We start from the raw sequence: 13691 nt of genomic DNA, 5'->3' as shown, positions 1-13691 counted from the left end.
TATCATTTTCCAATACAAATGATACAATTTGCATTTTTATGCTTACTTTCTGAGCGTATTTTGCAACATGATTACCGGATGGTACATGTCCCAGCTCGGTTTGTAGTCTTTTTGGTTGATAAGTCCGGAACCTCCTGCCGAAAAATTCCCTAAAACGATATCTAAATCACCATCCTGATCGATGTCGTTCACATCCATCGCTATCCACCTGCCATACCCGTTAACAGGAATCTCGTGCACTTTGAATTTACCGGGGCTGGTTTGTTCATGGTAAGTAAAACCTTCGGTGGGATGGTATTTAAAATCGGGGAAGAACGCGGTCACGGCGAGGTCAAGGTCACCGTCTTTATCAAAATCGGCAGCCACGGCTTTTGAGCAGCCATTAATGTGGTAAAAATAAGTTTGTTTAAATTTCCAGTTGCCCTGGTTGGTGAAAATGTAAACCCCATGATAAGGTTTAAATATAGGCGAGTAATCATTATTATCGCCACAGGTGTACAAAATATCAGGCTTACCATCGCGGTTAAAATCAACCATTTCAAAACTGCTTGAACCATATGCCGGCGGAAAATGTATAAGATTTTGACTGGCAAATCCTCCTTTTTTGTCATTCAAAAACAACCAGATACCTTCATCAGCCTGGGCAAACAGGCACACAATATCAGGCCAGCCATCGTTATTATAATCACTGATAAAAACCTGGGATGGCCCCGGTATCGCCCTGACAGTTTTTTTTATAAATGTATGATTTGCCCGTTGCTGAACCAGGTACAACCCTCCCCGGTTATGTCCAAAACCACAGGATACATAATCTACTAAACCATCCTTGTTAAAATCGGCATAAGCGCTTTTTACCGGGCGCGGCAGGCTATCAGTAATTAACAGTGAATCTTTATTTGCCGATCGGCTATTAAGGTTTATGCTTATCATTTTCCCTTTCAGCTGATCGTTTGGCGGCAGTATGCCTATGCAGGTTATAATAGCTCCATTTGGCTCTGCAGTTGTTTTAAAAAAATTGGCATCAACTACTCCCGAATTAAATTTCTTTACGAGGGTTGATTGAAGATCGTTATCCCATTTATAAAGATTGCCGCCCATGTCGCCTGTGTAAAAATGCTTATCGTTTTCATTATAGGTAACCATGGTAGTCATAGCAGGCCCGTTAGCCGTATCTGCATTTTTTGGCCGTTTCAGGGCGAAAATAGCCCAGTCTTTTATTGCTGTGGGTTTTGGTATGATCAGCCTGGCAGGAGCCGAATATTTATAATAAACCAGGATCTTGTGCCAGTCGGCAGCAGATATGGTTGAGGTTGAAGAAACAAGGTAATCATCCATAAAAGGCCGTAAACCAAATTTGGGTGCCATGCCCGGTAGTATACTCTTTTCCCATGTTATTTTATCCAAAAGCGACGGATCTGGTGCCTGGTGACAGCCAGAACAACGTATTTGGGCAAGCTTTTTACCTTCGGCAAGGTATTTTTCTTCACCTGATGATAAACCATCATCCCCGCAGCTATTGAAAACCATAACGGTAATAAATACCGAAAAAATAATTAAACAGATCTTATTTGCGGATAGCCGTTGTTTTTTTATCATGGACACTTATGCTTCGTACCTAGCCTATCCTATAACAAGTTGTAGAATTCCAGACTTATGAAGTTTTAAAACGGCGAAGCCCTCAACGAAGCCAAAAACAATATTATCGAGTTAAGCTTAGTAAATCTTTCGCCGTTGATGAATTAAAAGCTTAAATATAACACTAACCAACCCCTATTTTTTCAGGTGATTTTCGAGCACGATGAGCGGCAGGTTGCGATCCCATTGCGGTTGTAAACCATGAATAAACATAAAGCCATTGGCATAATTACCAAGAATGATATCAGGCTTACCATCATTGTTCAAATCGGCTACATCCATACACATCCAGCGGCCATATTTGCTTATTGGTACCGCATGTGGTTTAAAATCAAATGCTTTGGTTTGTTCAAAGTAAATAAACTCCTCGGCAGGCGTGTTTTGCATATCTGCAAAAAAGGCAATTGTTACAATGTCAAGGTCGCCATCGCCGTCAAAATCGGCAGCTATAGCTTTTGTACAGCCGTTTATTGGATAAAAGTACTTTTGTTTAAAATTCCAGTTGCCCGTATTGGTAAAAATATACAAACCATGGTAGGGTTTTAAAATACGCGAATCGTGATAATTATAACCACAGGTATAAATCAGGTCAGGGTTCCCGTCATGATCCATATCGGCTAACTGGAAGCTGGTTGAACTGTTTGTTGGCGGAAAAGTTAGCAGCTTCCTTGTTGTAAAACCACCTTTTTGATCGTTTGTTAAAAGCCATAGCCCCTCATCACCTGTGCCTGTTAAAAACATTACATCGGGCCAGCCATCTTTATTAAAATCACCTTTTACAGCCTGTACCGATCCTGCCTTATCCAGGATGGTTTGTTGCATATAGGTTTTATCCTTATTTTGTTTTAATAAATAAACTCCTCCTTTTTTATCACCCTGGCCACAAACTACCACATCACTAAGTCCATCTTTATTAAAATCGCCGGTTATGGTTTGAACCGGGCGGGGCAGATCAGACGCTATGTAAGTTTGCGTAGCATTCGCGTCTTTAGCATCCAGGTTAACTTTCACTATTTTTCCATTCGGAAAATCAACCGGGGCCATACGGCCAATGGCCGAAACAAAGCCGATGTTATTTCCTGCTTCATCTTTATCAAAACTAATGCCTACTCCGGCAGAGGGCAAAGATGCTAATGAGTCGACCTTTAAATCGGCATCCCAGGTATACAATTTGTCGTTTACTGCATCGGCACTGTACAACTTTTTAGTTGCTGTATTAAACGCAACGGCAGTAGTAAAACTGGTAGAATTTAACGGTGCCGGCTTTTTTAATGTAAAACCAGCCCAATCCTCAACTAAAGGAACAGGCTTTTTGGCAGGTAATAAGGTATCGGGTGCAAACTTTTTATAATAATCAACTATAGTAAGCCATTCTGTAATGCTTGCTCCGGTTGTATCCTTTGGATCCTTTTTGAAAAAAGAGCTTCCATAAGTTGATACATTGAGCATAGGCGCCATACTAACCAATACATGGTTTAACCAAACATTTTTGGGTAAAGCATTAACAGGTGTTAACGCATGACACCTTGTACACTTTAACTGTACCAGGTTTTCCCCATCCACCTTAACATCTCCGGTTAATTTATATGGTTGTGGCTTTGAGTTACAGCCATACATTAACGTAACAAGTGATAATAAAACAGTAAATAAAAGCAGGTAAGCAGTAACCAGGTAACTCTTTTTAAAATTCATAAAAACCTATATGCAATTATTTTTCTAGTTTTAGTTTTTGCCAAATATATTCGCCAACCTGCCTGCCTTGCGCGGCGCCCTGGTTTACGCTGTTAAGATAATGTATGCCGCCATAAAAACGACTTATAGACGTCTCTTCCGAGGCTTTTAAAAACGAATCGAAATGGCGCTGCATACCTATATATTTTAAATCGCTGGTATCCTGGTAAGCAAAGTTATCGCCAAACAGGTGCGTAAGCATTACCGCCGAAGCTGCACTGATATCACTATGCCCGCTTGGATACTCGGGGAATGGCGGAGTTTGAAGCATAGGCAGCCAATCGTGATCAATTTTTTCATTGATAACTGTTACCGGCCTTATGTAATTAGTTTCATATTTAACCTGCCAGCCACAAATAAAGGCATCAAACAAAGCGATGGATGTAAGCGCGTAAACCTGCGCCGTTTTTACTACATCAGCATGTGTTTGTTTACAGGCAATGGCTGCAATACCTATCCAGTGGCCGCCGGGGGTTATTTTTTTATTGGCAAACATCATGTGCCCGTTATGCTGTATTACAAATGGATTATCATCCCAGAAGCGGGCAATTGTTTTTTGCTCTTCGGTAATATTTTTACTCAACTGGTAAACCTCCATGTTTTGCTTAAAGAAAACGCTGTTTTTGTCTTCACTAAAAGGAGGTGGCGGCGGTAACTTAAACTGTGTTGAGGTATCAACCGCAAAAGTGTGCATAGTGCCCCAGCAAAACTCAACACCGTCAAGATAGTCTGGCGCGGTAGGACGCCATTGTCCCGGATCTTCGTTACCCAAAAACCGGGGCTTGCCGCGGGTTTGCGGATAATTATCAACAGCAGAGCGTTTCAGCATGAACTTTCCTATTTGCGTACCAAATGCTATTGAACGCGCGTAGGTAGAATCGTCAAGATTATCTTTATACATAGCGTATACCTTATCCTCATATTTCTGAAGGGTATCAACCGAAAAGGTGATTTTATGGGCTACCGTAAAAAAGGCCTTGGTAGCAGCCAATGTAAAATTGTACTTTAAATCCTTTTTTGGTTCGGGCGGTTTGCCAAAGCCCTTTAACTGGGCTGCTATTGAATTGTAACCGGGGTTTGCATAGCGTACTGCCTCATAAGCCGCCAATGTGGTATAGCCGTAAATACGACTGGCTACCGGTGGCGAAAACACATCGTATATAATCACCTGCGTTAGCTGATCAACATTATTATGTAGTACATCGGCATCTTTCATTAAAGCCGTTTTCTTTTTTTGCGTACAGCCATACACCAGGAATAGGCAGGCAACGGCTATACATATTTTAAAATATCTCATATACAAGTAATTAATTAAGCTGAACGGTTCGTTGATGGCCATAGCTATCAGTGATGGTTACTGATGCCATATTACCTTCAATATTAAAAAATCTGCCCGATTGCGACAAGAAAGAACTGCCATTATAAAACTCCTGTCTGGTGATTTTACCATTTTTGTATTTTATGGTAGCAAAAGCATCCAAAGGCTGTAAACTCACCGTTTTTACGGGGCGTTTAAGTTCAAATAATTTCATCATGTCGCGGTTTTGGGTGGCAGCTAAAAGATAATTGCCCTTAGCTCCCCTTAACTTAACCAGGGCTTTGCCATCGCCGGGAATGCACAACCCGCTTTGTAAAATGCTAAGCGGTTTAAAATTGCCTTTGCCATCACCCTTAAGTATCAACCCGTTAAAAGCATCATAGCGTCCGGTTGCAACTTCGGTACCATAATCGTTTCCGTTTAAAGCCACATCAAGGTTACCATCGCCATCAAAATCATCAACGGTTATACCGCAAAGTGCCGACATCTGGGCATCTATTGGCAAAGGTAAAGCTGTAAATTTACCGCCCCCATCATTGCGTAAATAACATGATTGCAGGTAATTCACTTTTAACCTGATGGCGCCTTCGCGCATTTTCGGGGTAATTACGGTGTCCATAGTAGCTACTGCGAACGACTTATAATTTTGGTATTTTATCCTCATGCTAATCATCTGCTTCACAATATCATCGCGTCCAAAAGCCGGAAACTCCTGTTTCACCCCTTGCTGATCGTTCAGGAAAACAGATGGAAAAGCGTCATAGCTGCCATTGTTATCAAAATCTTTAGCGGTTATATAAATCGGGTACTGATCTGAAGCCTTGTAGAATGTGTTAAGCCCGGTATTGCCAACTATATAATCGATATCGCCATCATGATCAAAATCGCCGGCGGCAATGGTGTTCCACCAGCCTAATTTATCCTGCACACCTGTATTTGCTGTTATATTTTTATATATGCCCTTATCATTTTCAAGGAAGGTTATCGGCATCCACTCGCCCGTAAGTATAAGGTCGGGCCAGCCATCGTTATTAAAATCGGTAAAGGTGGCATCACATACCAGGCCGATATTTTTTAATCCCGGCGCCGCTGACGGAGATACATCTGTAAATTTTATAACACCACTCTTACTATCGTTACGCAATACAAAGCTTGATACCGGCTTAGGATAGTTCCATGGATCCACACGGCCGGATACAAACAGATCGAGCTTGCCATCATGGTTAAAGTCGGCTGCCTTTACACATAGCTTACTGGTAAGGTTTTTAGGTAAGGCATCGGGCTGCAGCGTAAAGTTACCTTTTCCATCGTTTAGGTAAAACCTGTCCTGGTAATTGGCAGATCCCGGCTGGGTTTCAAAACCGCCGCTGGCTATATACAAGTCCAGCTTGCCATCGCCATTGGCATCAAATAATAGCAAACCTTCGTCCTTTGCACCGGCTACCTGCGCCAGGTAGGCTCCCATATCCATAGGGTTGATGGCCGGCACTTTTACTTTTGACTGAGGCAGAAGATCGCGCTGTTTAAATTTCCCATCGGCCTGCTGCAATAATAACTGTGCAGGGTATAGCGTGGTACCGCCAACTACCATATCATCAAAACCGTTACCATCTACATCGCCAACTGCTACCGCAGGAGTGTACTGTGATAATTTATGCGGAATTAATTTTTGTACATTAAAATCGATATAATCCTTTTCCTTATGTTTATAGGTAATACCTGCCGATTTTGTCACCTCGCGGAACAATGACCTGGTATTTAGCACAGGCCCTTTAAATGTATAAGGCTCCCTGGCATCAGCCATATTTACTTTAATGGTTTGATTGGTCTTAACATCCTTCAAAACCTGTTTTTTACCGTTATCCCATCGTATCACTACCGAATCGAGCCGGGCTGTTTTACCTAAACCAAAATGTGCAATATTTTGAATAGTTGATAAATAGCCACGGTAAGGTGTATTTTCATATACCTGTTGTTTACCATGGTCATAATAAATATTGGCGAAAGCGCCAATGCCGCCCAGGTTTTGCAAACCGCCGTGAAATTGTATGTGTAAATAGTTGTTTTCAGTTTTATTTTTTTCGCGGGCTGTATTTTTGTAGATGAAAGCTTCGTCATCAATATTATTGATAATCATATCCATAGTTCCATCATTGTCCAGATCGGCATAAGCCGCACCGTTTGAAAACGATGGCGCATCAAGCCCCCAGTTTTTTGTTACATCAGTAAACTGCAGCCCATCGGTATTTTTAAATGCATAGTTGGGTATTTTTACAATCGGGATCTGGTCGAGGATCTGTTTGCTTGAAGCAATTGCATAAGCCCTGTCCCTGAATGTAATAAAATCATGATCGGTAACATCGCGGGGATAACCGTTGGTTATAATTAAATCGCGTAAGCCGTCGTTATCAAAATCGGTGAGCATTGGGCCCCAGCTCCAGTCTGTTTGGCCTACGCCGCTTAAAAAAGCAGTTTCGCTAAAAATCGGTGCGCCTATTGAATCATTTTGGCCCAGGCGCGGGCCTCTGTTAATTTGTAAAGTATTACGTGTATATTGATATTGCTGACCGTAATGATCAAAGTTTTGAAAAATCTGGTAGTTATTGGCGGGCATGAACATCTTTTTACGATAGTTATCCTCGGGGTTCATATCAACCTCAAAAACATCGGCCAGGCCATCGTTATTCACATCCTCAATATCCTGCCCCATTGCGCTAAAGGCTGTGTGTTTAAAATATTCTTTTGATCTATCGGTAAAAGTGCCGTCGCCATTATTGATATACAGGATGTTATCGGGTAAAAAATCATTGGTTACATAAATATCTTTCCATCCATCCTTGTTTATATCAACAATACTGCTGGCATGGCCATAACCTTCAATTGTTATTCCGGCCTGTTTAGATACATTGGTATACACCGGGTGCTTTAACGCGGCATTCCAATCGTTACGGTAAAGCCTGCCTGTACTGCGGTGGCTGCCATCCCTAACTACCGGCCTGAACACGCTTTGATTATCGCTGGCTATAGCTTCATTAACGGTAAGGTACATATCCAGGTCTCCATCGTTATCGTAATCAAAAAACGAGGCCATGGTGGAGTGTACATTAATATCCAGGCCATATTCCTTAGCCATTTCTTTAAAAACAGGTATACCATCCTTACCTGTGCCCTGGTTAACATAAAGCAGGTTGATCCTTTTAACAGAGTCATCCAATAAAGTATTACATACATAAATATCGGCAAGGCCATCATTATTAATATCAACAACAGCCACTCCCCTGCCCCAGCCGCCTTTGCCGCCTACGCCTGCTTTGGCTGTTATATCTTCAAACTTCATATCCCCTTTGTTTAGATATAACCTGTTTGATACGGTGTTACCTACAAAATATATATCCTGCAAGCCATCATTGTTAAAATCACCTATGCCTACGCCGCCGCCGTTATAAAGGTTAAGCTTGGTAAGGGGGTTTATTTTATCATCCTCAACTATGGTATTGCTAAAAGTAATACCCGATTGTGATGATGGAATCAGTTTAAACAATGTTGGTTTTTCGCAGCCTGTTAGCAAACATATAAACAGGCAACTTAAAAGGAATATATACTTCATGAATTTTGAGCAGTAGGCTATAAAAAAAGGTGGAGATAATTATCTCCACCTAAATTAGAATAATTGAACCGGTTATCAAAAATTAATAACCAGGATTTTGTTTTAATACAATTGGGCCTTTTGAATTGGCAATGTCAATTTGTGCCTGAGGAATAGGGCGATACTCATCCTGATTTTGTGTAAACTTAGCGTCTTTCAACGTAATATCAATGCTCTTGTCACTTGCAAAAAATGCATTTATCTCGGCAGCCTGGTAAGCGCTACCCCAACGTTGTAAATCAAAGAAACGGTGACCTTCCATTGCCAGTTCAATTTTACGTTCAAAACGTACAGCTTTACGTGCATATTCCTGGGTTGGGAATGAAGTGTAAAGACCAACTTTGTAGTTAGCTGCCGGTGTAGTTTGAACAGTATAAATTGATTTAGAAGCATCATAAGGTGAATTTAAATAAACCCAGCCGCTTGTTATTTGGGCACGTGCACGCACCATATTTACATCGGCCATTGCAGTTGCAAGGCTACCAATTTCAACTTCGCATTCTGCCGCCCATAAAATGATATCAGAATAACGGATGAGATTAACGTTGTTTGATGTACTTAAAGCAGAAGTCCAGGTATTTTCTGTACTTGTATTGGTACCAACTTCGCTTTTTGAGTAAACATTCTTTTTAGGGCTGAAATGACCGTCAGATCCCGGGTTACGAATCCAGGCATCACCAGGGTGCGGCCCCCAGTCAAGATAAGGAATCCCTTTACGGCCCATGGTAATATCAATACGAGGATCTAATGTACCGGTGTAAGTAACATCAGTTACAGCAGGTGCTGCGTTAAAATTATCAAGCAACGGCAAACCTGCAGCGTCAGTTTTATAAGAGTTTGCTAACCATTGTGATGGATTAAAGAAACCGCAGCAACCACCAGGACCACCGTTGTATGGAAAGTTAAGGTTATCGCCCTGGTTACTATTGTTACCCAATGAACCATCGTTTACAGAAGCCTGAACAGCAAATACTGATTCAGCACTGTTTTTTTGACCGGCTTCAGGGCTGAAATTTTGCTGGAAGTGATCATTTAACGCATATGTTTGACCACCTGCAGTTTTACCTGAAGTCATCAATGTAGCCAACAAAGGTTTTGCATCTGTATACTTCGCTTCGGCCATGTAAACTTTTGCGAGGTAAGCCATTGCAGCATATTTGTTGGCGCGGCCTCTTTGAGGTTGAGTTTCTGGAAGATTTTCTGCAGCAAATTTAAAATCAGCTTCTATCATCGGATAAATATCTTTATCGTTTTTGACGTCACCAACATTCTTAAGTTCAATTGCTTCATCTACATAAGGAACCATAAAAAAGTTACGGCGTAGTTCAAAGTAGAAATATCCTCTTAAAAACCTTGCTTCAGCAGTTATCCTTTTTACATCATCAGCCGAAAGATCCTTCGCGTTTGGAATACCACGTAAAACATCATTTGCACGCTGAACACCATCATACTGGGCACTATATTTTCCAACTATAAAGGCATTTGTGGCCGGTAAATTAAAGGAGGCTACCGGGGTTTGGTCATTTGCACCATCGGATGGATCTGAACCTTTGTAGGCATCACCACCGGTAATACTACCAAACATCCAGTTTGATGGAGCGGCAGACTGTCCTGCACCAGCACCACCGTAACCATCCAGCTCCGAGTAAGCACCTATTAATAAACTCTCAACACCTGCTTTGTTTGACAATAGAGCAGGGTCAATCTGACCAAGGGCCGGCTTATCCAAAAAGCTTTTTTTACACGCGTATACTGTACATATTAACAGCAAGCACAGCGGGATAATTAATTTTAATTTAAATTTTTTCATGACTTGTATCTATTTAAAATAGTTGTTAAAACGTAGCCTGTACACCTATTAAATAAGTTTTCTGATTGGCTGGATAGTTACCAAAATCAATACCGAAGTTGGTGTTGTTGTTCAGGTCAGATGGCTGAATTTCAGGATCTAAACCTTTGTATTTTGTTATTGTGAACAAGTTAGCACCTTGCAAATAGATTCTTAATCTTGATATACCTATTTGTTTAACCTGTGAATTTGGAATACTATAGCCTAAAGTTAATGTTTTCAACCTTAAATATGAACCGCTTTCCATGTAATATGAATTGAAAACAGCTGTATTACTGAAGTTTGCAGCTGCAGTTAATACCGGTATTGTAGCATTTTGGTTAGTAGGTGTCCATGAGTTAGCTATGATACCTTTCGCAACACCACCTTTAAATACCTGTGGAAAATCTGTCCAGTATTTTACGTAGTTGATATTCTGGTTACCTTTTGAACCATAGAAGAATGCATTAAAATCAAAGTTTTTGTAATTAGCATTCAGCGTAAAGCCATAAGTGAAGTCAGGGTTAGGATTACCAAAGAAAGTCCTGTCAGCATCTGTGATCTTATGGTCTCCGTTAACATCTTTGTATTTAAAGAAGCCCGGCGCAGCGCTTTCCTGTGTTGGTGAGGCAGCTACATCTGCTGCATCTCTGAATAAGCCCTGAACTACATAGCCAAAGAACTCACCCATTGGCTGACCTGGTTGGAACCTTGTAAATGAACCTATACGTGTTGAACCACTGCTAGGGCGATCATAATATTTTTTACCCTCTGGCAAGCTAATAACGCGGCTTTTGTAGCTGGTGATATTACCGGTGATATCGAATTTAAAATCACTGCCAACATTACCATGATAGGTTACACTCAAGTCGAAACCTTTATTACTGATGTTACCGGCGTTAACAAATGCATTAATGGCACCGCCTTGTGCGGCCGGAGGATCTGGACGAAAAAGCAGGCCAGTAATATCCTTTTTGTAAAGTTCAAAACCAATTTCCAGTTTATTATTCAGGATAGTTGCGTCAAAACCTATGTTGGTAACTTTATCTGTTTCCCAGCTGGTTAAAGCGTTACCTATCTGTGAACGATAAATACCTAAAACAGCACTGTTACCTGTTCCGCCAATATCATAATATGAATTTTGAGGATTTGCCGCGTATAAATTGGTTGCATTAAATTTATCAATGTTACTGATAGACCCTAATTCACCATAACCACCGCGTAGTTTTAAGTCATTTAACCAGCTAACATCTTTCAGAAATGACTCTTGTGAAATCCTCCAACCTGCAGTTATCGAGTAGAATGTACCATAACGATGCTCAGGAGAAAATACTGACGCACCGTCACGACGCAAAGTACCACTTAACAGATATTTATCACTGTAAGCATAATCTACTTTACCAAAGTATGAGTAAAGTCTTAAGTAATTGATATCGATGTTTTGGTTACTTTGACCTTGTGGTGAACCTGTATCCAAATCCACATAAACAGGTGTAGTTGATACACTGTAATTAGATCTGCCTGCACGTAAACCTCTTTGATTATCGTTAAGTGCTTCTTCACCAAGTAACAATTTAACATCGTGTTTACCAAATTTTTGGTTGTAAGTAACCGTGTTGGTCCAGATCCATTTACTGTGGTAACCAGCGCTTTCCTGGAAAGTATTTGGGTTAGTATTACCTTCGGCGTTTTCAACAGCAGTTGGGTTAAAACTCCAATAGTAATAGTTTTCAAAAGTACCACCAATGCTTGTACGGGCAGTAAAATGTTTCAGGAAGTCAACTTCTGCAAAGATATTTCCCTGCATTGTCCAGTTGTAACCTTTATTGTTTTTTGCACGTGTTTGTATGGCAACAGGGTTTGATGAGTTACTTAAACCTGCCGATTTTGTACCTGCAAAATTACCTGCGATATCATATACAGGGATAACAGGAGGCTGACGATAGGTGTAAGAAATAGCGTTACCTTCATTTTGGTTACCAATTGTTGGGTTATCCTTATTAAATAAATAAGCATTTTCGCCAACGCGGATATGATCGCCAATTGCAAAATTGGTATTAACACGCATTGCGTAACGCTTTAAATAAGTATTAAGCAATGTACCACGTTCATTCAAGTAGTTAACTGACATCAAATAGTTCGATTTATCGCCGCCACCACTTGCAGTAATATTATGGAATGTTCTTGGTGCAGATTTAAATACTTCGTGAAACCAGTCGGTACCAACTTTATTGGTTTTAGTGATCTGGTTGCTATTAATGTTATAGGTTGCAGGGTTTGTACCCGGATCGCCTTCATTAGCAGCAGTTGGGGTAATATAATCTTTCAATATGGCGCCGCCTGTGCCGGGATACTGTACGCTACCTACTGATCTTTGAAGCGCATTAGCGTATTCCTGGCTGCCTGCCATGTGGAAACCATCACTTAAAGGTTTCTGGCTGCCATAATAAGCATCATATGTAATGGTTGCTCTGCCCGATTTACCTTTTTTTGTTGTGATAACTACCACACCGTTTGAACCCTGTACACCGTAGATAGCCGCAGACCCCGCATCCTTCAGTACCTGGATAGATTCGATATCATTGGCATTGATGTCTTCAAATTTCCCCTGAACACCGTCAATTACATACAGCGGGCTTGAGTTACCGGTTGAAGTAATACCACGCACACGTACAGCACTCTGACCACCTGGAGCACCGCTGTTAATAACGGTAACACCTGCTGCCTGGCCTTGCAATAACGCAGCTGCCTGGCCACCTGGTACAGTTTTTAAGTTGGCAACGTTAACAACAGCAACCGAACCGGTGATGTCTTTTTTACGTTGCGAGCTGTAACCTGTTACCACTACCTCGTTCAGTGCATTGCTGCCTGCAACCAGGGTAATTGAAATTGTTGTACTGGCGCCAACTTTAACTTCGCTGGTTTGGTAACCAATGTACGATACTACCAGCGTTTGGCCGGGGCTTAATGTAAGGGTGAATTCACCGTTAACATCTGTTACAGCGCCCGTAGTAGATCCCTGGATACGTACCGACGCTCCAATGATTGGTAACTTGTCATCGCTGCCGATAACTTTACCCTTGTACTTTGTTTGGGCTGTAACTACCAATGAAGAAACTAAGCAGCATAGTAGCACGCATAGGAATCTTCCTTTTAGGAGTAAACTTTTAAACATGAGATTGAGATTTAGTTGATTAATATATTTGATTTAAGATCTTGTGTTCTATTTGGTGTTTTTTAAGTTTGCAACTCGACTATAACATGCCTCGCAACGATTTTTTTGGTGAGAACAAAAAAACCTGGAGGCTGGCTCACAAAAAGGCGCCAGGCAAAAAATGAAGATTTTAAAGTGTTGGAATGTAAAAGTCTAATCATAAATGAACTTCCTGTAACAAATTTAACCTGTCCCCGTTACCCTCTTTTCATGTTCCTTAAATACTAAGGTATACACTACTAAATGTTATAATAATATCAGAATTTGTATTGTTTCTGGCGTTCCAGAAATTTATATTGGCTATGCAACTAATGTAATG

General features: G+C 40.9%; 6 protein-coding genes. All 6 read right to left on the bottom strand.

Translation table 11 applies throughout. The features are described 5' to 3' along the window. Positions 1-42: 42 nt before the first annotated feature. Positions 43-1596: an FG-GAP repeat domain-containing protein gene (locus AC1DO4_RS01170; protein WP_477412171.1), complete on the bottom strand. Its 1554-nt coding sequence runs from the start codon at positions 1594-1596 to the stop codon at positions 43-45. A 174-nt stretch (positions 1597-1770) separates the two neighbouring features. Continuing rightward, positions 1771-3327, bottom strand: a complete 1557-nt coding sequence (locus AC1DO4_RS01165) for an FG-GAP repeat domain-containing protein (protein ID WP_477412169.1) — start codon at positions 3325-3327, stop codon at positions 1771-1773. 16 nt (positions 3328-3343) lie between these two features. Next, positions 3344-4663 (bottom strand): vanadium-dependent haloperoxidase, encoded by a 1320-nt coding sequence (locus tag AC1DO4_RS01160; RefSeq protein WP_477412167.1) that lies wholly within the window; start codon positions 4661-4663, stop codon positions 3344-3346. 10 nt (positions 4664-4673) lie between these two features. After that, on the bottom strand, positions 4674-8291 hold the full coding sequence (locus AC1DO4_RS01155; RefSeq protein ID WP_477412165.1) for a VCBS repeat-containing protein: 3618 nt from the start codon (positions 8289-8291) through the stop codon (positions 4674-4676). Between the two features lie 82 nt (positions 8292-8373). Further along, entirely contained in the window at positions 8374-10140 is a 1767-nt protein-coding gene (locus AC1DO4_RS01150; RefSeq protein WP_477412163.1) for a RagB/SusD family nutrient uptake outer membrane protein, read from the bottom strand. A gap of 25 nt (positions 10141-10165) precedes the next feature. Next, the gene (locus tag AC1DO4_RS01145; RefSeq protein WP_477412161.1) at positions 10166-13333 is read right to left on the bottom strand and encodes a SusC/RagA family TonB-linked outer membrane protein; all 3168 of its coding nucleotides are present in this window, start codon (positions 13331-13333) and stop codon (positions 10166-10168) included. Between the last annotated feature and the right edge of the window lie 358 nt (positions 13334-13691).

The sequence above is a fragment of the Mucilaginibacter sp. P5_A6 genome, from assembly GCF_056400585.1.
This window is presented reverse-complemented; position numbering and strand designations above follow the sequence as displayed.